Below are 22,609 nucleotides of genomic sequence, written 5' to 3'. Positions count from 1 at the left end.
AGCAGTGGAACGGGAAGCGAAATGCCCGGTCTGCGGCAAGGTCTTTACGGCGCACCGCGCGACGGAGCGGTACTGCAGCGCGGCATGCCGGCGTTACGCCTACCGCCATCGGGACGAAGCGCCGCCGTCTCAGCGAGCCGGAGGAAAGACGCTGCGCTCCTTCCGCTGCATCCGCTGCGGCAAGTGGGTCGTCGTGACGCAAGGAGCGGATAAGCGGAGAAAATTCTGCTCGCCCCATTGCGAGCGGCTGTACTGGAAGCATTCCAAGAACGTGGAGTCCCAGCCCGTACAGCATAGCTTCTATTGCCGGAACTGCGGCGTCCTCGTGGAAATACGGGACGCCAAGGACAGGCGGACGGCCTTCTGCAGCGCCGACTGCCGCAAGCAATGGTTTTCCTTGCATAGAAAAAATGTACAAACATACAGGGCAAAGCCGTAAATAAGACGGAGAGCAAAACGCCCGGACAAGTTGATTGTCCGGGCGTTTTCGTTTATACTTTGTATAGAATCCGATATTCGTATGCGAGAATAACGATAAGGAGAATCTTACGATGGAAGAGAGAGAATTGCACTGCAAGGTGACGGTGCGCATTCTGGCCGATAAAAAGGCCTTTGGGCCCGGCGTGGCGGCCTTGCTGCGGGGCGTGCGGGACTGCCGTTCCCTCCAGGGCGCGGCGCGGCAGATGGATATGTCCTACTCCAAGGCCTGGACGGTCATCCGCGAGGCCGAGCGCATTTGGGGATTTCCCCTGACGGAATGCCGCGTCGGCGGCAAGCGCGGCGGCGGGTCGGTCCTGACAGCCCAGGGCGAAGCGGTACTGCGGCGGTACGACGACATGGAGGAAGCGGTTAAAGCCGTGGCGGCGGAACAGTTCGACCGCTTTTTCAGCCGCGAAGAACTGGAAAAGATAAAAGCAGGCGAGGTGTGATATGAAGAAAATCAAGACAGAAGAGGCCGTAGGCCACGTATTGTGCCACGACATTACGCAGATCATAAAAGGCGTGTCCAAGGGGCCCGTATTCCGCAAGGGCCATATCATTCGGGAGGAAGATATTCCCGTGCTGCTGTCTGTCGGCAAGGAGCACGTATATATATGGGAGTGCGACGACTCGACGCTTCATGAAAACGATGCGGCGGCCATCCTGCGGGACATTTCCCTGGGCGCGAACATGCATGCCACGGAAGCGAAGGAAGGGAAAATCGAGCTTATCGCCGACCGCAACGGCCTGCTTACGATTCGCTGGCAGGGCTTGCAGGCCGTCAATTCCTTAGGTGAAATGATGATTGCCTCGCGCCACGGCGGCTTTGCCGTCAAACAAGGCGACGTACTGGCAGGGATGCGGGTCATCCCCCTGGTCATTTCCAAGGCGAAGATGGAAGCGGCCAAGGCAGCGGCCGGAACGGAGCCGTTGTTCAACGTATTGCCCTTTACGGCTAAGACGGCCGGCGTCGTCACGACGGGCAGCGAAGTGTTTAAGGGCCGCATTGCCGATACGTTTACGCCGGTCATCGAAGACAAGCTGGCTGAGTACGGCATCGCCGTGACGCAGCACGTCACGCTGGCCGACGACCCGGCGGCCATTACGGCGGCGATTCAGGATATGCTGGCTCAGAGCGTCGATATGGTATTCTGCACGGGCGGCATGAGCGTCGACCCTGACGACCAGACGCCGCTGGCTATCAAGAATACGGGGGCGCGCATCGTGTCGTACGGCGCGCCGGTGCTGCCGGGAGCAATGTTTTTGCTGGCCTATACGGGCGACGGCCGTCCCGTCGCCGGCTTGCCGGGCTGCGTCATGTACAGCAAGCGGACGATTTTTGATTTGGTTCTGCCGTCGCTGGCTGCCGGCGTGGAAGTCAAAGCCGACGAGCTGGCGCGCCTCGGCGAAGGCGGGCTGTGCCTGAACTGCCCCGTATGTACTTTTCCGAACTGCGGCTTTGGAAAATAGGAGGGACTATGGAAGGATTTACCCATATAGACGATACAGGAAACGCCGTCATGGTCGACGTGAGCGGCAAGGCGGCGACGGCGCGAGAAGCGACGGCGGCCGGGCGTATCGTCATGAGCCGGGAATGCTATGAGGCGGTGACGGCTGGAACGATTGTCAAGGGAGACGTCCTCGGTACGGCCCGCGTCGCCGGCATCATGGGGGCGAAGCGGACGAGCGAGCTCATCCCGCTGTGTCACATATTAAATTTAAGCAAATGCGCCGTCGATTTCATCTTTCACGACGAAGAAGGAGCCATCGAATGCCGCTGCACCGTCAAATGCCAGGGGCAGACGGGCGTGGAAATGGAAGCCCTGACGGGCGCGTCGGCGGCTCTGCTTACGATATACGATATGTGCAAGGCCGTCGATAAGCGGATGGTGATTAGGGATATTCATTTGCTGGAAAAAATCGGCGGCAAAAGCGGATATTTTTCTTTTGACGGACAGGACGCGGTATGATAGATACATTTGGACGCCGTATCGACTACCTGCGCATTTCGATTACGGACCGCTGCAACATGCGCTGCCGTTACTGCATGCCCGACGGCATATCCTCTGTGGGACATGGAGATGTCCTGCATTATGAAGAAATCATGGAAATCTGCCGGGCGGCCCTGCGCGTCGGCATTACGAAGTTCAAGGTCACAGGCGGCGAGCCCTTCGTTCGCAAAGGAGCCGTCGGCTTTATACGGGAGCTGCGGAGCTTGCCGGGCGTTGAGTCCGTGACGGTGACGACGAACGGCTGGCTCTTGGCGCAGGTAGTGCCGGAGCTGCGGCGCATCGGCGTAAACGGCGTGAACATCAGCCTGGACAGCCTGAACAGGGTCCAGTACCGGGCTATTACGGGCGTCGACGCCCTGCCTGAGGTGCTGCAGGCGCTTCGGCAGTGCGCGGCGTCGGGCTTGCCGACAAAGATCAACGCCGTCCTGCTGGCCGAGACGAAGGAGCAGCTTGCGCCCCTGACCCGTTTGGCAGAAGAGCTGCCGGTGGACGTGCGGTTTATCGAGCTCATGCCCATCGGCTGCGGCGCATACCAGCAGGGCGGCAGCGCCGACGAGGCCTTGGCGGTCCTGCGCGGCGCTTATCCCGATTTAGCGCCCCTGTCAGTTCGGCGGGGCAACGGCCCGGCAGCGTATTACGCCAGCCGCAGGCTGAAAGGATATATTGGGATGATCGCGGCCAATTCGCACGTCTTCTGCCGGCAGTGCAACCGCCTGCGGCTGACGAGCACAGGATTTTTAAAGCCCTGCCTCTGCTACGACAACGGCGTGGATTTACGGGCTGTCGTCCGCTCCGGCCAAGGGGAAGGCTTGCTGGCGCAGGCCATAGAGCAGGCCATACTCCGCAAACCGGCCCGGCATTGCTTTGGACAGGGTCAGGCTGTGACGGAACGGAAGGCTATGAATGAAATTGGAGGCTAGTATGGGAATTGTAAGAGCTGTTTGTACGAGCAAGGTCAAGGGGACGCAGAAGCGGCCGGAGCCCTTTGTCCGTTGTCTTGTGAATTGGGGGATTGAAGGCGACGCCCACGGCGGCCCTTGGCACCGTCAGGTAAGTTTGTTGTCTCTGGAAAAAATAGAAGAATTCCGCCGCCGCGGCGCGCCTGTATCGTACGGCGATTTCGGCGAGAATATCGTCGCCGAAGGCATTGATTTTTCGTCTCTGCCTGTAGGCACGCTGTTTCGATGCGGCGACGTCTTGCTGGAAATGACCCAGATCGGCAAGGAATGCCATAGCCACTGCGCCATTTATCAGGCCGTGGGCGACTGCATCATGCCTCGTGAGGGCGTCTTCGCCCGTGTGCTGGAAGGCGGCGTCATCCGTCCTGGCGACGAAATCGTCGTGGAACCGCGGTGGGGAAAGAGGCCCTATCAGGCGGCGGTGATTACCTTGTCCGATAAGGGCAGCCGCGGCGAGCGCAAGGACGAAAGCGGCCCTGTCGTCGCCGAAGCGCTGCGGCAGCGGGGCTACGACGTCGTAGAGGAGCTGCTGCTGCCCGACGGCATGGAGCCTCTCAAAAAGGAATTGATGCGGTTGGCCGACCAGCGGCAGCTGGATTTGATTTTGACGACAGGCGGCACGGGATTCGGGCCGCGCGACATGACGCCCGAAGGGACTCTCGCTGTGGCGACGCGGCAGGCTCCGGGCATCGCCGAGGCTATGCGGGCCGCATCCCTGGCCGTGACGAAGCGGTCCATGCTTTCCCGGGCTGTCAGCGTCATTCGCGGCAAGACCCTTATCGTCAACCTGCCGGGCAGCCCCAAGGCCTGCCGGGAATGTATGGACGTTTTTTTAGATACGATTCCTCATGGACTGGATTTGCTCCGCGGCGACGGCGGCGACTGCGCCCGATGAGGCCGGGAGCGTAATGGAAAGGATGGCTGTATGATGAAGTGGAAACGCGCGTTGGGCGTCGCGCTGCTGCTTGCGGGCATGGCCGTACTGGCCGGCTGCGGCGGGCAAAACGGAGCGGAGCATGGGAAGACAATGCTCACCGTCTTTGCGGCGGCCAGCATGACTGAGACGATGAACGAAATCGCTAAGGCGTATCAGCAGGAGCATCCCGATGTAGAAATCGTCTATAATTTTGACTCGTCAGGGACGCTGAAGCATCAGATTCAAAACGGCGCGGCCTGCGACGTATTCATTTCGGCGGCCCAGAAGCAGATGGACCAGCTCGATGCGTCGAAGGATGAACGGGCTAATCCGGAACGGCTGGATTTTGTGCTTCCGGGGACGCGGATTGATTTGCTGGAAAACAAGGTCGTTTTAGCGACGCCGGAGGGAAATCCAAAGCAGATTGCCAGCTTCGACGACATGGCGCAGAAGCTTGAAGACGGCTCCATCCGCCTGGTCATGGGCAACAGCGACGTGCCCGTAGGCCAGTATACACAGAAGATATTGGCTTATTACGGGCTAGACGAACAGGCTATTGCTGAGCAGGGCCGTATCACGTACGGTTCGAACGTCAAGGAAGTCACGACGCAGGTCAAGGAAGGCAGCGCCGACTGCGGCGTCATTTACGGTACCGACGCCTACAGCGCCGGCTTGAAGCCCGTCGGCGAAGCGACGAAGGACATGTGCGGGCAGGTCGTCTATCCGGCGGCCGTATTGAAGACCAGCGCCCATCAGGATGCGGCTAAGGCTTTCCTCACCTATCTTCAGGGCGAAAAGGCTATGGCCGTCTTTGAAGATGTCGGCTTCAGCAGGGCAGGGTAAGGCATGGACTGGTATCCCCTTTGGAACAGCCTGCGCATCGCCGCGATTTCGTCGGTCCTCGTCTTTTTCTGCGGCATCGCCGCCGCCTACTATGTGGCGAAAGCGCCGCGCCTCGTCAAGGGCGTCCTCGACGTAGTCCTGACGCTGCCCCTGGTCCTGCCGCCGACGGTATGCGGCTGGCTCCTGCTGCTGGTATTCGGCCTGCGCCATCCCGTCGGCATGTTCCTGTACGATATAGGTTTTCCCTTGGTCATGACCTGGTACGGCGGCGTCGCGGCTTCGGCTGTCGTCGCCTTTCCCCTCATGTACCGGACGGCCCGCGGCGCCTTTGAAAGTTTTGACGAGACACTGGCCTGGAGCGGGCAGACCCTGGGATTATCTAATACGTATATTTTTTGGCGCATCCGCATGCCCTATTGCAAGCAGGGTATTTTGGCCGGCCTCGTCCTGGCCTTTGCCCGGGCGCTGGGGGAATACGGCGCGACGAGCATGCTCATCGGCTATATTCCCAAGAACACGGCGACGATATCGACGACGGTGTATCAGTTGTGGCGGACGAACGACGAGTACGGCGCCTTCATCTGGGTTCTCGTCAACATCGCGATCAGCGCCGCCGTCCTGGTGACGGTCAGCCTGATGGAACGGAAACGCCGCCGGAAGGAGGTTTGGTCGTGATAGACGTGCAGTGTTATAAACGGCTCGGTCAGTTTTGCCTGGACGTGGAATTTCAGGCCTGCGGCGTGCTGGGCCTGCTGGGGCCGTCGGGAAGCGGCAAGAGCAAGACCTTGCAGTGCATCGCCGGCATCGAGCGTCCCGACCGGGGGCGCATCGCCGTCGGGAACCGCGTCTTTTTCGACGGGGAAACGGGCGTAAATCTGGCGGTGCAGGAGCGGCGCGTCGGCTATTTGTTTCAGCATTACGCCTTATTCCCCAATATGACGGCGGCCGAAAATATCGCCTGCGGCGTCCGCCGGCATGTCGGCCGGAGCGAACGGCGTCCCATCGTCGCGGCGATGATGGAGCGGCTCGGCTTGACGGGACTAGAACACCATAAGCCGTCCCAGCTGTCGGGAGGGCAGCAGCAGCGCGTGGCCCTGGCCCGCATATTGGTCAACGAGCCGGATATTCTGCTGCTGGACGAGCCCTTCAGCGCCTTGGATGACGCCTTGAAGGAACAGGTCATGGCAGAACTGACCGGCGTGCTGCGCCAATTCGACAAGGATGTCGTCGTCGTAACCCACAGCTACGAAGAAGCGTACCGCCTGTGCCACACCATCGCCGTCCTCCATGACGGGCGCATCGACATCATCGGCGAGCGGGACGCTGTATTCGCCCAACCCCAATCGAAGACGGCGGCGTCCCTCATGGGTTGCCGCAACATCGCGCCAGCCCGGAAAACGGGGCGGAGGACTGTCTTCGTGCCGTCGTGGAACTGCGAATTTACGGCGGCCTGCGACGTGAAGGATGAATTATGCGCCGTCGGCATCCGGGAGCGTTCGTTCAGCCCAGCCGTGCCCGTCAATTCGCACGCCGTTTCGATTACAGAAGAGACGAAGCTGCCCTTTGGGACCTTGGTCGCCTTTCGCTGCGACGGCCAGAGGCCCGACGCGCCGCCCCTCGTCTGGCTGGCCGAAGGCGGGCGCGCCGATACGTTGGGCGTGCGGCCTGAGGATATATTGCTGTTATACCGATAAGGACTATGCGGAAAGGATAGGATATATGGACGACGTATTTCTGAGATTGGAAGAAGAACTCCGCGCCGGCCGGCCGGCGGCGCTGCTGACGGTAGTGGAAAGTCACGGCGCGACGCCCCGCGGCGCCGGCAGTCGCCAGCTCGTATTGGCCTCCGGCGATACGGTGGGGACAATTGGCGGCGGCATCGGCGAGTATAAGGCTTGCGAGGCGGCGAGACGGGTTTTGCAGGACGGTGTTTCCACGCTGCTGGCATATGATTTGAGCCCCGGCGCGGCGGCGGATATGGGGGCCGTGTGCGGCGGTACGGTTACGGTCTTTTGCCAGTATATCGGGCCCGATGCGGCAGCCTGTATCGGAGCTATGGTTGAATCTGGCCGAAATCGCAGGCCCTATCTGCTCCTGTGCGATATGACGGAGCCTGAGCGGTGGGCTATGGCCGTTTCCGGGCCGGAAACGATATACTGCGGCGATGGACGACATGCGGCGGATTTGCAGCGTTTTTTACAGGATTGTGGAGAAAATACTACATATAAGCCGCAGTTAATACAGTATAGTGGGAGATTACTATACGCTGAGTCCTTTTTTCCATCAAGCAGAGCCTTTATCTTCGGCGGCGGCCATGTAGCCTGCGCCCTGGTTCCCCTATTAGCCCGCGTTGGCTTTTCCTGCGTCGTCGTAGACGACCGGGAAGACTTTGCCAATGCCGAACGGTTTCCCGACGCCGAGTCCGTCGTCGTCGCCGACTTGGAGCACCTGCCGGATTTCCACATCGGTGAAGATGATTACGTCTGCATCATGACGAGGGGCCATGTAGGCGACTACGTCGTAGAGCGGCAGATATTGCCGCTGCGGCCTCAGTACATCGGGGTCATCGGCAGCCGAAATAAGCTGCATTTCGTGAGGGAAAAGCTGCTGGCCGACGGCTTTGCAGCAGAAGAAATAGATAATACGTACGGCCCCATCGGCCTTCCCATCTCTGCGGCGACGCCGGAGGAAATCGCCGTCAGCATTGCAGCGGAGCTCATCGCTGTCAGGGCTCGGCGGGAAGGTCGGGAAAAGGCCGACGCGAAGAAGTGGAGGGCCGCCGATGTGCCGCATATTCGCCTGCCGTAACGGGGCGGCTGAAGAGATGCCGTCGCTGCGGCAGGGATTGGCATATGGCTGTTCGTCCTTGGCGCAGAAGAAAAAAACCGTCGTCGCCTTTACCGGCTCAGGCGGCAAGACGACATGGATCTATCGGCTGGCTGAGGAGCTGCGCCGGCAGGGCAAACGAGTCGCCATAGCGACGACGACCCATATGTACGAGCCGCCGTCGGAACTACTGGCTGACGATACCGAGACGGTGAAATCGCTGCTGGAAGGGCAAGGCTTCGCAGTCGTCGGCCGTCGGGACGGCCGGGGTAAGATTGGCTACGGCGGCGACGCTCTCTTTGCTGTATGCCGGACCTTAGCCGACGTCGTCCTCGTCGAAGCCGACGGGTCGCGGCGGCAGCCGCTGAAATGCTTCGGTCCGCACGAGCCGGTTATTCCGCCGCGTACTGATTGCATCGTCCATGTGGCGGGATTGTCTGCCTTGAGCCGTCCTCTGGACGAGGTCTGTTTCCGCTGGGAACGAAGCCGATGGGCTCGACGGCAAGTCGTTACGGACGACGTATTTGCCGCCGTCGTCACTTCGTGTTTGGCAGCCTTGCGCCGAAATTGGAAGGTGCCGGTCGTACCTGTTTTCAATCAGGCCGATGGTGAAGCGGTCCGGCTGGGGGGACAGGCTTTGCTGCGCCGCATGGCCGAGCCCATAGGGCTGACGACTTTTTTCGATATAGAGGAACGGGGGGACATACGGTGCATATCGCATTGATTTACATGGCGTCGGGCTTCAGCCGACGCTTTGGCGGCAATAAGCTGCTGGCCCCGCTGGCCGGCAAGCCCCTGTATCGCCATGGCTTTGACCAGCTGCAGGACGCAGCGCGGCGTATCAGCGTTTCCTTGTCGTGCTCGTGCTGCCTATACGTCGTCAGCCAGTATGACGAAATTCTGTCGTGGTGCCGGGCTCATGGTGCGATTGCCGTGAAAAATACGGCCGCCGGAGAAGGCATGGCTGCATCTGTCCGCCTGGGAGTAGAGACGTCTGCCGCCGCTGATGCTTGGGCCTTTTTCGCCGCCGACCAGCCCTTTCTTTCCAGCGAGATCATAAGCGATTTCGTCAAGCAATACGCGCAGTCGGGATGCGGCATAGGCTGCGCCGTATCGGGCAGCCGCCGCGGCAGTCCGGCGATTTTTTCCCATGTTTATAAAGACGAGTTGCTGGCCCTGCAAGGCGATAGAGGCGGCAGGGCGATATTGGAGACATACGAGGACGACCTATGGCAGTTCGCCGTGCCGGAAGGCGAGCTTTGCGATATCGATACGAGAGACGATTGGGAAGCGACGGAAAGACAGTTAGAAAGAAAGCGCTTGGATTAGAAAATCCAGCGCTTATTTTTATGGGTGAAATGATGGCAGTGAGGACTTGGTCAGCTATCCTCGTTTTTGGCGACGCTTTTTTTGCAGCGTTTTTATATAGAGGGAAATCACGTATGCTGGTGTGAAGAAACCTAGCAGGATTTTTGTAAAATACGAAATTTATATACAATATAAAGATGAAATAGTAGTAAAGCTTTTCTATATACGGTAAAGGCAGCTCTATTCATAAATGTCATACAAAAAATGAATATTAAATATATAAAATTAACTAAAATACCTGTTTTTTAGAATATTTTCTAAATAAAAACGCTAAAACTATAAAAATATAAAATAAAACACGAAAATAACCTTTACAAATTAAAATAAGGGAGTATAATAGAGAACGTAATCGGAGCAGGGGGTTATACGTATAACTCCGATTACGAAGATAGGGGAAAGAGGGGTATTATGACTAAAAAAATATTTAGAACGAAAAGTATTAACGAGTTCATCTCCGAAACCAAAATGGACGGCGGGATGAACAAGTTCCTCGGCACGTTCGGTTTGACCATGCTGGGGATCGGCGCCATCGTAGGGACGGGGATTTTCGTCCTGACAGGCGTAGCTGCGGCAAATTATTCTGGTCCTGCACTGGTTATTTCATTTATTATCGCCGCCTTAGCCTGCGGATGCGCCGCCTTATGTTACGCTGAATTTGCCGCAATGGTTCCCGTTGCCGGCAGCGCGTACACCTATGGATATGTAGCGTTAGGGGAATTTTGGGCTTGGGTCATCGGCTGGGATTTGATTTTGGAATATGCCTTCGCCGTATCGACTGTCGCCATCGGTTGGTCCGGGTATTTTAACAATATTCTCATGAATTTGGGAATTACCTTGCCGGCGGCACTGACAATGGCTCCCCATGACGGCGGCATCGTCAACTTGCCGGCTGTTCTCATCTTAGCTGTCGTCGCCTTTGTCAACATCCGCGGCGTCAAGCAGAGTTCCTTCGTCAACAACGTCATCGTTGCCATTAAGCTGGCCGTTGTCGCATTGTTCCTTGCGCTGGGCTTCAGCCACGTCGACGCCTCGAACTGGGTTCCGTTCATGCCTTTCGGCTGGTCGGGCGTATTCGCCGGCGCATCGATTATCTTCTTTGCGTACATTGGCTTTGACGCTGTTTCCACGGCGGCAGAAGAAGTAAAAGACCCCCAGAAATCGCTGCCTCGCGGTATTATCTTATCCTTGATTATCTGCACGATTTTGTACATTGCCGTTTCCGCCGTATTGACCGGCATGGTTCCCTTTATGCAGTTCCAGACGACGGCGGCTCCCGTTGCCTTCGCCTTGCAGGCTGTCGGCTATCACTGGGGCGCTGCGGCCGTATCGGTCGGCGCTATCTGCGGCCTTACGTCCGTACTGCTGGTCATGAGCTTTGGTCAGAGCCGCGTGCTGTTCGTCATGTCCCGCGACGGCTTGCTGCCGAAATTCTTCGGCCACGTTCATTCGAAGTATAAAACTCCGGCCAGAAGCTCCGCTCTCGTCGGTGTGATTACGGCCATTACGGCAGGCTTCCTGCCCATCAACGCCGTAGCGGAAATGACTAACATCGGCACGCTCTGCGCTTTCATCATCGTTTCGGCGGCCGTTATCATCCTGCGGAAGAAGAACCCCAACCAGCAGCGTGCTTTCAAATGCCCGCTCGTGCCGCTCGTACCGGCCCTGGCTATCGTCTTCTGCGGTATCCTGATTTACATGCTGCCGCTCGTTACGCAGATTCGCTTCATCGTTTGGCTCCTCGTCGGCCTGGCTATCTATTTCGGCTATGGCTACAGCCACAGCATCATTTCTAAGACGAGACGAAGCACCGTTCCTGCCGGCTCTGCCGCTGCCAATATGAATCCGGCTGCGCAGCCGACGAAGGGGCATTAAGTTACAGTAGCCAGCCTTTTTCTGATAATGATATACTGACATGCATACGCTGAACCCCGCCTGCTGTTTATAGCAAGCGGGGTTCAGTCATATTATGGGAAGCACAAGAATACGAATTTTTATAGCAATTCGAATACAGTGGCTTTACGTAAGCTCGTATATGTTCGGTGTTGTTACGATTTTGAGCGATGAAACCGTGAGGACAGGGGCTTTGAGTTCTGCGCTACGATGAGAATAATGCCGGCCAGTATCAGAACCATGCCGGCGGCAGTGCTGACATACAGCCTTTCGCCTAAGAAGAGGATGCCGCAGACGACGCCGACGACAGGGACGGCCAAGACGGCAATAGAGGCCTTGCTGGCTTCCATGCAGGTGAGGACGTAGTTCCAGAGGAAAAAGGCCAGGGCGGAGGCCAGGATGCCGTTGTAGGCCAGGCAGGCGACGGCCATAGGCGTCCAGTGTACCTGGCCTGTTTCCATACAGCTGGTGTAGACGAATAAGATGATAGAGCCGATGGTCATCTGCCAGGCCGTGTACTGAATCATATTGCAGTCCTTGCTTTTCAGCTTGCTGTTTTGATACTTGATGACGACGTTGGCCACGGCCCAGGAAATGGCGCCGCCGATGGTGATGAACAGGCTGGAGGCGTTGCCGAGGGAGTCGATGTGCATGAGGATGACCAGGCCGACCATGCTGACGACGACGCCTAAGGCCTTGCGCTTCGTCAGCTTTTCATTTAAAAAGAAATGGGCCAGGATGGCGACCCACACGGGCATGCTGTAATTCAGGACGGCGACGAGGCCGGCGTCCAGATCTTTAATGCCCATTTGCATGGCTGCGTTGTTGCCGGCGATCTGCAGCAGTCCCGTCAGGGCGATCCATTTCCAGTACCGCCGCGGCGGAAGGGGCAGCTTCAGCCAGACGTTGACGGCCAGCAGGATGGCCGCGCCGACAGCGAAGCGGTAGCAGGCAAAGAGGACCGGAGGGAAAAAGAGCGTCGCCTCCTTCATGGCGACCCAGTTAAATCCCCAAATGGCGTATATGAGCAGCAGCGCTTTGATCATGATATCTTCTCCCTTTAGTATAGTGCGTTATGGTTTTTATTATATAGGACGGCTAGGGGAATGCAAGGGATTTCGTCAGAAAAACGGCTTGGCAAAATATGGTATAATAGGGTCATCGTACAGATGGAAAGGAAGAATACATATGAAATGCATTGTACTGCTGAGCGGCGGCGTCGATTCGACGACCTGCCTGGCTATGGCTGTGGAACGATACGGCGCCGGTGAGGTAATGGCCCTGACGGCCTATTACGGGCAAAAGCACGCGAAGGAAATACAGGCGGCCCGCCAGGTAGCCGCCCATTACGGCGTGGCTCATAAAGAAACGAATTTATCCCAGGCCTTCGCCCTGAGTGACAGCTCCCTGCTGCAGGGAAGGGGCAGGGAAATCCGCCATGAATCCTATGCGGAGCAGCTGAAGGAATTAGGCGGCGAAGGGACCGTTGATACGTACGTGCCCTTCCGCAACGGCTTATTTTTATCCTATGCCGCGGCAATTGCCGTCAGCGTCGGCGCTGAAGTAATTTATTACGGTGCCCACGCCGACGACGCGGCGGGACGGGCTTATCCGGATTGTACGCCCGAATTTGAACAGGCCATGGCGACGGCTATTTACGAAGGCTCGGGCCGCACGTGCCGCCTGGAAGCGCCGCTGCTGTCGTGGAACAAGGCCGGCGTCGTCAAGGAAGGGCTGCGGCTGGGTGCTCCGTACGAACTGACCTGGAGCTGCTATGAAGGCGGCGACAGGCCCTGCGGCGTCTGCGCGACCTGCATCGACCGGGCCAAGGCCTTTGCCGCCAACGGCGCAGCCGATCCGGCGCTGACGGCGAGATAGATTTCCGACTGTAAAGGAGTAAGGATACCGATGAGATATGGGACGAAACAACGCCTGGCCGCGCTGGTGCTGACGGCGCTGCTGGGTTTCGGCACGGCCCAGGCCCAGGAGCCCGTTTCGGAACGGGACGACTTTTACTTAGCCGTCAACGGGCCGACGCTGGAGGAAAAAAAGATTGAGCCGACCGAGCCATCCTGGTCCTGGTTTAAGGAACAATCGCTGAAAAATACGAAAATTTTAGAACAGGAGCTGCATGAAATCGCTGCCAAGGAAGGCTCGTACGCGAAGGGGACGCCGGAGCAGAAAATCGCCGATTTATATCGCTGTGCTGTCGACATGGAACGGCGCGACGCGACGGCGCGGCAGCATCTGCAGGACGTGCTGGCTCCCGTGCGGCAGGCCGGAACGACGGACGAGCTGACCCAGGCCCTGCTCCAGGTGAGGGAAGTGTCCGGCGCGTCCGTATTCGTCGATTATACGGCGGACCGCATGCCCGATTCGCTGCGCTATGCCGCCCGCATCGTGCCGGCGGGGACGATTTTGAGCAAATACGAGCTGGAAAAGGAGCCCCAGCCTGGCGCATGGCAGGCCTATAAGAAGTATATTGCTGATGTACTAACCGAGGCGGGGTGCCCGGAAGAGGAAGCAGTCCGGCAGGCCAAAGCTATTTTTGCCATGGAACGGAGCTGGGCACCGGTCATGCTGAGCAGCGAAGAACGCAATGACTTTGCCGTGTTGAATACGATGTATACGCGGAAAGAGATCGAAGCCTTCATGCCTCATATGGACGGCCGCCGACTGCTGTCGTCGTGGAAGCTGACAAAGGAGAAGAAGCTGTTTCTGGCCGACGCGGCCTATCTTCAGAAGCTAGACGAGGCGTACGTCCAGGACAATCTGCCCCTGTTGAAAAGCTACGCCGTGTTCCGCATTATGGACGGCTTCGCTCCTTACGCCGACAGGCGGCTTCGCGATTTGCAGCGGAGCTATACGCAGTACCGCTTCGGCATCGAGAAGAGCCGCAGCGACGAAGAGACGGCGAGCCGCATGGTTCAGGCGCTTCTTCCCTATGAATTTGGCCAAATCTACATGAAGGACCATTGTTCTCCTGACGCCGTGCGGGACGTGACGGCGATGATCGACGAAATCCGCGGCGTATATCGGGAGCGCTTGCTGAAAAACGACTGGCTCGATGAGGATACGAAGAAAGAAGCCGTAGGCAAGCTCGACGCCCTGCGCGTGTTTGTCGGCGGTCCGGCGGCGGACGACAAGCCGATCATTGAGGATATGCCTGACGTCGTATCCGAAGGGGACGGCGGCGATTTGCTGCGCAATATCATGCACAACGCCGTGCTGGTACAGGGTCAGGTACATCGGCTTATTGGGACTGATTTTGACCCGGATAAATGGTACGCCTTCCAGCCGCAGGACGTCAACGCCGCGTATATCCCGGCGAACAACAGCATTACGATTCCCGCCGGCATCTTAAATCCGCCCTTTTACAGTCCCGACGCCTCGTACGGCGCGAATCTCGGCGGCATCGGCGTGGTCATCGGCCATGAAATTTCCCATGCCTTTGACCCCAACGGCAGCCAGTACGATAAGGACGGCAATATGAAGAACTGGTGGACTGCCGGCGATTATGCGATGTTTCAGCAAAAAGCCGCGGCCTTCGCCCCCTATTACAGCCGCTATGAGGTAGCTGAAGGCCTATATGAAAACGGGGCCCTCGTCGCCAACGAAGCCATTGCCGACTGCGGCGGCTTGTCCGTCGCGACGGAAATCGCCGGCGGCGACGAAGCAGCACTGCGCGATTTGTACCGCAATTTTGCCGCTATTTTTGCCAGCAAAATGACGCCGCAGCTGCTCCTGCAAAGCGTGCAGACCGACCCCCATCCCATCATGCAGGCCCGGGTCAACGGCGCTCTTTCGGCGACAGATTCGTTCTACGAGGCCTATGACGTAGAGGACGGCGACGGCATGTACGTCGCGCCGGAAGAGCGGGTAAAGCTTTGGTAATAGGTTTGTAATACTTGCATAGAATCTATAGTTTTTGGAGATAATGCCGTATTTAGGACTTGCATTATTGAAAGGGATACGGTACAATCAAAGACGAACAGTGCTCGAGCAACGCCGGGCACTGTATATATTGCCCACATGGGACGAAAAACGTACCAGTTGGAACAGTATTGCTACGGATACAGAAAAAGGAGGTAAAGCCTTGGAAAAGTATGTTGCGCTCATTGCCCATGATGCAAAGAAACAGGATATGGTAGGATTGGCCTGTCAGTTTAAACACGTATTGCAGAAGTTCCCTTTGGTCGGAACGGGGGAAACGGGAAAGCGGATTGAAGACGCGACGGGATTATCCGTCAGAAAAATGCAGCCTGGACCGCTGGGAGGCGACCAGCAGATCGGCGGCATGATCGCGTCGGGCGAAGTCGTCGCCGTTGTATTCCTGCGGGACCCGCTGACGGCGCAGCCTCACGAACCGGACGTATCGGCCTTCCTTCGCCTGTGCGACGTGCACTGTATTCCGCTGGCGACGAATGTAACCAGCGCCCGTATTTTATTAACTTCGCTAGATACATCATTAGATTTGTTTCAGTCATAGATTTGGTATTGTGTAAAGGAGATTACGCATGTTGAAAAAAACGAAAATTGTCTGCACGCTCGGCCCGAGCTCGAATTCCCAGGAAGTCGTCGAACAGATGATTCTGGCTGGCATGAACGTTGCCCGCTTTAATTTTTCCCACGGTTCCCACGAAGAACACAAGGCGCGCATGGACATGGTCCGCGCCGCTTCTAAAAAGGTAGGCATTCCCGTAGCCCTGCTTCTCGATACGAAGGGCCCGGAAATCCGCCTCGGCAAGTTTAAAAACGGCTCCATCCAAATGGAAGAAGGCAAGAAATTTACCTTGACGGCCCGCGACGTCGAAGGCGACGAAACGATCGTTTCCGTAAATTATAAAGAACTGCCCCAGGACGTAAAGGCCGGCGACCATATCCTCTTGTCCGACGGACTGGTAAACTTGGAAGTCATCAGCGTCGAAGACCAGGATATCCATACGAAAATCCTCAACAGCGGCAAGATGAGCGACCGCAAGCGCGTCGCTGTGCCGGGCATCGCCATCAACCTGCCGGCCGTTTCGGAAACGGACGCTGCAGACATTGAATTCGGCATCCGCATGAATATGGACTGGATTGCCGCTTCCTTTATTCAGCGCGGTAAGGACGTCGTGACGATTCGCAAGATTTTGGAAAAGCACAACAGCCAGATGAAGATTATTTCCAAGATCGAATGTCAGGCTGCCGTCAACAATATTGATGAAATCATTAAGATGAGCGACGGCATCATGGTTGCCCGCGGCGATTTGGGCGTCGAAGTGCCGGCAGAAGAAGTACCGACGCTGCAGAAGATGCTCATTCACAAATGTCAGGCCGCAGGCAAGCCGGTCATTACGGCGACGCAGATGCTGGAATCCATGTGCAGCAATCCCCGCCCGACCCGTGCGGAAACGAGCGACGTCGCCAACGCCATTCTCGACGGCACGGACGCCGTTATGCTCAGCGGCGAAACGGCCAGCGGCATGTATCCTGTCGAAGCCGTAGAAACGATGGCCCGCGTAGCTATGTTTACGGAAAGCCAGTTCACGCCGCCGTCCCACCAGGACGAACACGCTTCGTCGTCTACGACGACGGAATCCATCGGCAAGGCCGTCGTAAAAATTGCTGAAGACCTCCACGCCGCAGCTATTATCGCGTCGACGGAACGAGGCAGCACAGCCCAGACGATTTCCAAATTCCGTCCGGAATGTCCCGTCGTCGCCGTATCCCCTCATGAAAGCGTCGTCCGCCGCCTCCAGCTGAACTGGGGCGTCCAGGCTATCGTCGGCAAGGAAGCCAGCGATACGGATGAAGTCGTCGACAACGGCATCTTTGCCGCTCTCGACAGCGGCCTCATCAAGGCCGGCGACCTCGTCGTCCTCACGGCCGGCGTTCCCGTTGCCAAGTCCGGCTCGACGAATATGATTCGCGTACAGGTCGTAGGCGATATCCTCATCCGCGGCACGGGCATCGGCCGCAATTCGGCTATCGGCAAGGTCTGCATCGCAACCGATACGGAATCGCTGGAAAAGAACTTTACGCCGGGCTGCATCCTCGTCGTCCGTTCGGCTAAAGCAGAATGGGTAGAATACATGAAGAAAGCCGGCGCTATCGTATCGGAAGAAGTCGGCCTTACGAGCGAATCGGCCATCGTTGCCATTACCCTCGGCATCCCGACGATCGTCGGAGCTCCCCATGCTGCCGATGCGCTGGAAAACGGCGAAGTCGTCACGGTAGATGCCAGCCGCGGCACGATTTTCCGCGGCGAAGCCAACGCGCGGTAATCTCCTCTTCGCCCTCCAGCACATAGGGCTGACAATATCATAGGTATATTATAAACGCCATAGCGGCATTGGTTTCGGCCAAGCCCTATGGCGTTTTTGTCGTATATAGTGTGTGAAATAAAATAAGCCCGTCCCTTCGGCAGAGCAGATCTGCTGAAGGGACGGGCTTGCAGCCTCGGCATTGCATGCCAGTATGTTATTCTTCCTTGTTGTTGCGCGCGGCCTGCTGGACGGCCCGTTCTTCGGCGGCTCGTTCGCCGGTATCAGAAGATTCGTCGTTTTGCGCTGCCGGTTCGCGCGATTTATTCCCCTTGTCCTTAGCCGCGTCTTTTTTGTCATCCGCTTTGGGTTTAGGTTCTTCTTTCGGCGGCGGCGCAATCGGTTCCATGCCGGCCGGGATGGCGAAGCCTTCGTACGATTCGTCCTGCGTGGCGACGGTCATGTAATCGCGCCAGATAGCTGCCGGAATCGTACCGCCGTATACTTCGCCCAGGCTGTGCGAGCCCGAGTCGTCGCCGATCCAGACGGCCGTGACAATGGTCGGCGTATAGCCGACGAACCAGGCGTCGACGTTGTTGTCCGTCGTGCCGGTCTTGCCGGCTGCGGGCCGGCCGATGGCGGCGCCTGTGCCGGTGCCGTGATCGATGACGCCTTCGAGCATATAGGTCATTTCATAGGCTTCTTTTTCCGACATGACCTGGGTCTTGTTTTTATCCTGATTCAGGGTGGATTCGTTTTCCAGGACGTTGCCGTTGCGGTCCAGGATCTTGACGATGGCGACGGGTTTGACGTGGACGCCTCTGTTGGCGAAGGTGCCGTAGGCGCTGGCCATTTCCAGCGGCGTTACGCCCCGGGTCAGGCCGCCTAAGGCCATGGCCAGGTTGTCGTCGTCCTTTTCCATCGTCGTAATGCCCATTTTCTTGACGTTGGCGATGATATTGGAGGGACCGACTTCGTCAGCCAGCTGGACGGCGACGGTGTTGACCGAAAGGGCCAGGGCGTCGGCCAGAGATATCTTGCCGCGGAAGGTCATATCGGAGTTCTGCGGGCTCCACGAGCCGTACGAGATGGCCTTGTCTTCCATTGTCGAGTACGGCGACATGTCGTGCTGCAGGGCCGTCATGTATACGAAGGGCTTGAAAGCCGAACCGGGCTGGCGGACGGCCATGGTGGCGCGGTTGAAGCTGTCCTGGCCGCGGCCGCCGACCATAGCCAGGATGTGGCCGTTTCTCGGGTCGATGGAGACGAGGGCGCCCTGCGGCTGGGTCAAGCCGTTTTCGTCCTTGTAGTTGTCCGGCAGCTGGCGCAGGGCTTCTGCTGCGGCGCGCTGTTTTTCCAAGTCCATGGTGGTGTAAATCTTCAGGCCTTCCTTGTACAGGGCGTCGTCGCCGTATTTGGAGGCCACGAGCTGCGACACATAGTCGACGAAGGAAGCCGTATCGGCGTTGTCGTCGGTCTGCTTCATCTGCGTCAATTCTAAGTCGGCGTTTTTCGCTTCCGTACATTCATCCTGAGAAATATAGCCGTATTTCACCATTTGGTCTAAGACGGTGTTCGTGCGTTTTTTCGCTTCTTCCAGATTATTGAAGGGCGAGTAGTAATTAGGGCTCTTGGGCAGACCGGCCAGCATAGCGCACTGCTTGAGGTTCAGCTGGTCGACGTCCTTGTCGAAGTACGTGCGGGCTGCCGTCTGGATGCCGTACGCGCCCTGGCCGAAATAAATCTGGTTCATGTACATTTCCAGAATTTCTTTTTTACTGTATTTCCGTTCGATTTCCAGGGCCAGCATGGCTTCCTGGATTTTGCGTTTCAGCGTCTGTTCCTGCGACAGGAAGGCGTTTTTCGCCAGCTGCTGCGTAATGGTGCTGCCGCCCTGGGCGATGCCGCCGCTGGTAATGTTCGTCACGATGGCCCGGCCGATGCCGATGGGGTCGATACCGATATGGTCGTAGAAGCGGTTGTCTTCCGCGGCGATAAAGGCGTTCTGCAAATGCTGGGGCACCTTGTTGATGTCGATAGGCAGGCGGTTTTGGTCGGAATGCAGGGTCGTCACGAGGCGGCCGTGAATATCGAAGACCTGCGACGACACGGCAGGCCGCATGTTGTTGCCTACCGTAGGCAGGCTTTGATAGGCGGCGAAAATGTAGCCGAAGGTCAGGCCGGCGATTACGACGACGCATAAGATAATCAGGAGTCGCAGACGGTGCATAGGTCCTGATGATTTTTTAGCATGTTTAGCTCTCCGTCTAGGCGTATACATAGATCCTCCTATATTATAAAACATAAATATAATATATAACTTTCAATAAGCAGAAATGAATCTTTGCTAATTTCTTATTATAGCATATTTATATACATTATCCTATATGCGGAAGGGACTTTTGCGGCGGGAAAAGCCGGAAAGGGGCGAAAATCATTGCCGGAAGGGGCATTATACTATTTTTAGATAGTTACATAAGCAATACCGCACAAATAGTATATAATATATAAAAGAAATGTACAATAGATACTGAAAATGTGTTGACTTTTTCTAACAAATAAAGTACCATAAATGTAAAGGAAACAAATAAATAGCATATCTGCTTGTTCTAGGAGGTAAGAGGGAATGGATAGAGATAAGGCTTTTGTATTATGGTTTGATGAACTGCGCCGCGAGGACGTCGCTCTCGTAGGCGGGAAATCTTCTTCGCTGGGCGAACTGACGTCGCAGACGAGCGTACCCGTACCTTACGGCTTCGCTACGACGGCCGAAGGGTACCGTCATTTTATGCGCGAAACGGGCTTGGATGAAAAGATTAAAGAACTTCTCCAGGGCCTGACCGATGTAGAAGACCCCATTCAGCTCCGCAGCGTCACGGCAGCTGTCCGCGAAGCAATTTGCGCTGCCGATATGCCGGCTGACCTGGCCGAAGCGATTCGGGCCAGCTATGCAGAACTGGGCAAAAAAGTCGGCGAAGACAATCCCTTTGTCGCCGTCCGTTCCAGCGCTACGGCAGAAGACCTTCCCGACGCCAGCTTTGCCGGACAGCAGGATACGTATCTGAACGTCCAGGGCGCCGATATGGTAATCCAGAAGGTCAAGGAATGCTATGCCTCTACGTTTACCGACCGCGCTACGTACTATCGGACGAAGAAAGGCTTCGACCATCTGTCCGTCGCCTTGAGCGCCGCCGTCCAGATGATGGTATTCTCCAAGGCTGCCGGCGTTATGTTTACGGTCGACCTCGTGACGGGCGACGATTCGACGATTACGATCGAAGGCGCCTGGGGCCTGGGCGAATACGTCGTACAGGGTACGGTTACGCCGGATAACTTCCGCGTCAAGAAGGACGATTTGACGATTCTGGACAAGATGATCAATACGAAGCCCGTGAAGCTCGTCCGCAAGCCCGGCGGCGACTGCGAAGAACAGCTCGTGCCGGAAGAAGAACAGAAGATGCAGGTCATTACGGACGAACAGGTAAAAGAACTGGCAACGTACGCCAAGGCTATCGAACAGCATTACGGCTGCTACATGGATATGGAATGGGGCGTCGACGAACGGGATAACAAGGTATGGCTCCTCCAGGCCCGCCCCGAAACGGTATGGTCCAAGAAAAATCAGGAAAAGGGACAGGCCGAAGCGGCTCCTGCAGCCGTGACGACGGACCGCAAGGTCATCGTAAAGGGCCTGCCGGCCAGCCCGGGCAGCGCCGCCGGCAAAGCCCACGTCATCCTCGATCCGTCGAAGATCGAAGAATTTAAGGAAGGGGAAATCCTCGTTACGACGATGACCGCCCCTGACTGGGTGCCGGCTATGAAGAAGGCCAGAGCCATCGTCACCGACGCCGGCGGCATGACCTGCCACGCGTCGATCGTCAGCCGCGAGCTGGGCATCCCCTGCATCGTCGGCACGAAGAGCCGCAGCGTTGAAGCGACGACGACGATTCCCGACGGTGCGGATATTACTGTCGACGCGACGAACGGCATCGTATACGAAGGCACCGTCGCCGATATCGTAAAACCGAAGGAAGAAGCAGCTCAGGCCGGCGGCCAGGCGACAGTCGTCATGTCCGAACCGGTTCCCATTACGGGCACGAAGATTTACATGAACCTGGGCAACCCCGACTTGGCGGAAAAACACGGTAAGCTGCCCTGCGACGGCATCGGCCTCATGCGCGAAGAATTCATCTGGACGACGTTCATTCACGAACATCCCTTGTATCTCATCGAAATCGGCCATCCCGAACGCGTCGTCGACCAGCTGGCCGACGGCATGCGCAAGGTTTGCCAGGCATTGGCTCCGCGCCCGGTAACGCTTCGCCTCAGCGATTTCAAATCCAGCGAATACCGCAACCTCAAGGGCGGCGACAAGTATGAACCGCAGGAAAGCAGCGCTCTCTTAGGCTGGCGCGGCGCATCCCGCTACTACGACCCGAAATACGTCGCAGCCTTCCGCCTGGAATTGCAGGCCGTCCGCAAAGTCCGCGAAGAATACGGCTTCAAGAATCTGAACGTCATGGTTCCCTTCTGCCGCCGCGTCGACGAAATGGAAAAGATCGTCGGCCTCATGGCTGAAGAAGGACTCCACCGCGGACCGGACTTCAAAGTATGGCTGATGGCTGAAATTCCTTCCAACATCATCCTGGCGGATCAGTTCAATAAGTTTGTCGACGGGTATTCCATCGGTTCCAACGACCTGACGATGCTCGTCATGGGCTGCGACCGCGATAACGAAACGGTAGCTCCTCTGTTTGACGAACGCAACTTAGCCGTTAAGCGGGCTATTCGCCACTTGATCGAAGTAGCTCACCGGGATGGAAAGACCGTTTCCATCTGCGGCCAGGCGCCGAGCGTATATCCTGATTTTACGGAATTTCTCGTTAAGAGCGGCATCGATTCTATTTCCGTCAATCCCGACGCCGTTGTATCGACGCGCAAGAACGTCGCGCAGATCGAACAGCGTATGCTGATGGATTCCCTGACCGGAAAAGGCCGCGCAGATACAGAAGATTATACATGGTAAGTCGATGATATGAGAAAAGGCGGCGCCAAAAGAGTAAATTATTT

The 22,609-nt window shown here is 57.0% G+C and carries 20 protein-coding genes; 18 read left to right on the top strand and 2 right to left on the bottom strand.

Features of this window, described 5'->3' with window-relative positions; all coding sequences use genetic code 11:
- Positions 1-4 precede the first annotated feature (4 nt).
- From DKB62_RS04685 to DKB62_RS04625, 13 genes are all read left to right on the top strand, one after another.
- Positions 5-439: a hypothetical protein gene (locus tag DKB62_RS04685; protein ID WP_107195840.1), complete on the top strand. Its 435-nt coding sequence runs from the start codon at positions 5-7 to the stop codon at positions 437-439.
- Positions 440-551: 112 nt separating this feature from the next.
- Positions 552-929: a winged helix-turn-helix domain-containing protein gene (locus DKB62_RS04680; protein ID WP_107195839.1), complete on the top strand. Its 378-nt coding sequence runs from the start codon at positions 552-554 to the stop codon at positions 927-929.
- A 1-nt stretch (position 930) separates the two neighbouring features.
- Complete coding sequence (locus DKB62_RS04675; protein ID WP_107195838.1) at positions 931-1,950, top strand: molybdopterin-binding protein; 1,020 nt, start codon at positions 931-933, stop codon at positions 1,948-1,950.
- An 8-nt stretch (positions 1,951-1,958) separates the two neighbouring features.
- Positions 1,959-2,450 carry a cyclic pyranopterin monophosphate synthase MoaC gene (gene moaC / locus DKB62_RS04670; RefSeq protein ID WP_107195837.1) on the top strand — a complete coding sequence of 164 codons (492 nt, stop codon included), beginning with the start codon at positions 1,959-1,961 and terminating at the stop codon, positions 2,448-2,450.
- Positions 2,447-3,412 (top strand): GTP 3',8-cyclase MoaA, encoded by a 966-nt coding sequence (moaA, locus tag DKB62_RS04665; protein ID WP_087477889.1) that lies wholly within the window; start codon positions 2,447-2,449, stop codon positions 3,410-3,412. Before moaC ends, moaA begins: the two co-directional genes overlap by 4 nt.
- A 1-nt stretch (position 3,413) precedes the next feature.
- The gene (locus DKB62_RS04660; protein WP_107195836.1) at positions 3,414-4,346 is read left to right on the top strand and encodes an MOSC domain-containing protein; all 933 of its coding nucleotides are present in this window, start codon (positions 3,414-3,416) and stop codon (positions 4,344-4,346) included.
- A 30-nt stretch (positions 4,347-4,376) separates the two neighbouring features.
- The gene (gene modA, locus DKB62_RS04655; protein WP_087477887.1) at positions 4,377-5,210 is read left to right on the top strand and encodes a molybdate ABC transporter substrate-binding protein; all 834 of its coding nucleotides are present in this window, start codon (positions 4,377-4,379) and stop codon (positions 5,208-5,210) included.
- Positions 5,211-5,213: 3 nt separating this feature from the next.
- Positions 5,214-5,885, top strand: coding sequence for a molybdate ABC transporter permease subunit (gene modB, locus DKB62_RS04650; RefSeq protein WP_087477886.1), 672 nt, complete (start codon positions 5,214-5,216; stop codon positions 5,883-5,885).
- Entirely contained in the window at positions 5,882-6,904 is a 1,023-nt protein-coding gene (locus tag DKB62_RS04645) for a sulfate/molybdate ABC transporter ATP-binding protein (protein WP_107195835.1), read from the top strand. The genes modB and DKB62_RS04645 overlap by 4 nt, the downstream gene beginning before the upstream one ends.
- A gap of 25 nt (positions 6,905-6,929) precedes the next feature.
- Entirely contained in the window at positions 6,930-8,018 is a 1,089-nt protein-coding gene (locus DKB62_RS04640) for an XdhC family protein (protein WP_107195834.1), read from the top strand.
- Complete coding sequence (yqeC, locus tag DKB62_RS04635) at positions 7,993-8,760, top strand: selenium cofactor biosynthesis protein YqeC (protein ID WP_107195833.1); 768 nt, start codon at positions 7,993-7,995, stop codon at positions 8,758-8,760. Before DKB62_RS04640 ends, yqeC begins: the two co-directional genes overlap by 26 nt.
- Complete coding sequence (locus tag DKB62_RS04630) at positions 8,745-9,365, top strand: nucleotidyltransferase family protein (RefSeq protein ID WP_107195832.1); 621 nt, start codon at positions 8,745-8,747, stop codon at positions 9,363-9,365. The genes yqeC and DKB62_RS04630 overlap by 16 nt, the downstream gene beginning before the upstream one ends.
- A gap of 504 nt (positions 9,366-9,869) precedes the next feature.
- Positions 9,870-11,276, top strand: coding sequence for an amino acid permease (locus DKB62_RS04625; protein ID WP_240320139.1), 1,407 nt, complete (start codon positions 9,870-9,872; stop codon positions 11,274-11,276).
- A 173-nt stretch (positions 11,277-11,449) separates the two neighbouring features.
- Here the strand turns inward: DKB62_RS04625 and DKB62_RS04620 are convergent, their stop codons facing one another.
- Complete coding sequence (locus DKB62_RS04620) at positions 11,450-12,340, bottom strand: DMT family transporter (protein ID WP_107195830.1); 891 nt, start codon at positions 12,338-12,340, stop codon at positions 11,450-11,452.
- Between the two features lie 142 nt (positions 12,341-12,482).
- On the opposite strand from DKB62_RS04620, the gene queC reads away from it, so the two are divergent.
- From queC to pyk, 4 genes are all read left to right on the top strand, one after another.
- The gene (gene queC / locus DKB62_RS04615) at positions 12,483-13,172 is read left to right on the top strand and encodes a 7-cyano-7-deazaguanine synthase QueC (RefSeq protein WP_107195829.1); all 690 of its coding nucleotides are present in this window, start codon (positions 12,483-12,485) and stop codon (positions 13,170-13,172) included.
- 30 nt (positions 13,173-13,202) lie between these two features.
- Entirely contained in the window at positions 13,203-15,188 is a 1,986-nt protein-coding gene (locus tag DKB62_RS04610) for a M13 family metallopeptidase (protein WP_107195828.1), read from the top strand.
- A gap of 202 nt (positions 15,189-15,390) precedes the next feature.
- Positions 15,391-15,783 carry a methylglyoxal synthase gene (mgsA, locus tag DKB62_RS04605; protein WP_232818773.1) on the top strand — a complete coding sequence of 131 codons (393 nt, stop codon included), beginning with the start codon at positions 15,391-15,393 and terminating at the stop codon, positions 15,781-15,783.
- Between the two features lie 28 nt (positions 15,784-15,811).
- Positions 15,812-17,560 (top strand): pyruvate kinase, encoded by a 1,749-nt coding sequence (pyk, locus tag DKB62_RS04600; protein ID WP_107195826.1) that lies wholly within the window; start codon positions 15,812-15,814, stop codon positions 17,558-17,560.
- Between the two features lie 196 nt (positions 17,561-17,756).
- Here pyk and DKB62_RS04595 read toward each other — a convergent pair whose 3' ends face one another.
- Positions 17,757-19,820 carry a transglycosylase domain-containing protein gene (locus tag DKB62_RS04595; RefSeq protein ID WP_107195825.1) on the bottom strand — a complete coding sequence of 688 codons (2,064 nt, stop codon included), beginning with the start codon at positions 19,818-19,820 and terminating at the stop codon, positions 17,757-17,759.
- 345 nt (positions 19,821-20,165) lie between these two features.
- Between DKB62_RS04595 and ppsA the strand changes: the two genes are divergently transcribed.
- Positions 20,166-22,565 carry a phosphoenolpyruvate synthase gene (gene ppsA, locus DKB62_RS04590; RefSeq protein ID WP_087477874.1) on the top strand — a complete coding sequence of 800 codons (2,400 nt, stop codon included), beginning with the start codon at positions 20,166-20,168 and terminating at the stop codon, positions 22,563-22,565.
- Positions 22,566-22,609 lie beyond the last annotated feature (44 nt).

The sequence above is a fragment of the Megasphaera stantonii genome (assembly GCF_003367905.1).
GTDB classification, from domain to species: domain Bacteria; phylum Bacillota; class Negativicutes; order Veillonellales; family Megasphaeraceae; genus Megasphaera; species Megasphaera stantonii.
Note: the sequence above shows the minus strand (reverse complement) of the source record. Positions and strands in the feature narration are given on the sequence as shown.

Bases quoted from the DNA above. Each gene is read 5' to 3' on its own strand.
- DKB62_RS04680 (WP_107195839.1), top strand. From the start codon at position 552: ATGGAAGAGAGAGAATTGCACTGCAAGGTGACGGTGCGCATTCTGGCC.
- DKB62_RS04675 (WP_107195838.1), top strand. From the start codon at position 931: ATGAAGAAAATCAAGACAGAAGAGGCCGTAGGCCACGTATTGTGCCAC.
- moaC (WP_107195837.1), top strand. From the start codon at position 1,959: ATGGAAGGATTTACCCATATAGACGATACAGGAAACGCCGTCATGGTC.
- moaA (WP_087477889.1), top strand. From the start codon at position 2,447: ATGATAGATACATTTGGACGCCGTATCGACTACCTGCGCATTTCGATT.
- DKB62_RS04660 (WP_107195836.1), top strand. From the start codon at position 3,414: ATGGGAATTGTAAGAGCTGTTTGTACGAGCAAGGTCAAGGGGACGCAG.
- modA (WP_087477887.1), top strand. From the start codon at position 4,377: ATGATGAAGTGGAAACGCGCGTTGGGCGTCGCGCTGCTGCTTGCGGGC.
- modB (WP_087477886.1), top strand. From the start codon at position 5,214: ATGGACTGGTATCCCCTTTGGAACAGCCTGCGCATCGCCGCGATTTCG.
- DKB62_RS04640 (WP_107195834.1), top strand. From the start codon at position 6,930: ATGGACGACGTATTTCTGAGATTGGAAGAAGAACTCCGCGCCGGCCGG.
- yqeC (WP_107195833.1), top strand. From the start codon at position 7,993: ATGTGCCGCATATTCGCCTGCCGTAACGGGGCGGCTGAAGAGATGCCG.
- DKB62_RS04625 (WP_240320139.1), top strand. From the start codon at position 9,870: ATGGACGGCGGGATGAACAAGTTCCTCGGCACGTTCGGTTTGACCATG.
- DKB62_RS04620 (WP_107195830.1), bottom strand. From the start codon at position 12,340: ATGATCAAAGCGCTGCTGCTCATATACGCCATTTGGGGATTTAACTGG.
- queC (WP_107195829.1), top strand. From the start codon at position 12,483: ATGAAATGCATTGTACTGCTGAGCGGCGGCGTCGATTCGACGACCTGC.
- DKB62_RS04610 (WP_107195828.1), top strand. From the start codon at position 13,203: ATGAGATATGGGACGAAACAACGCCTGGCCGCGCTGGTGCTGACGGCG.
- pyk (WP_107195826.1), top strand. From the start codon at position 15,812: ATGTTGAAAAAAACGAAAATTGTCTGCACGCTCGGCCCGAGCTCGAAT.
- DKB62_RS04595 (WP_107195825.1), bottom strand. From the start codon at position 19,820: ATGTATACGCCTAGACGGAGAGCTAAACATGCTAAAAAATCATCAGGA.
- ppsA (WP_087477874.1), top strand. From the start codon at position 20,166: ATGGATAGAGATAAGGCTTTTGTATTATGGTTTGATGAACTGCGCCGC.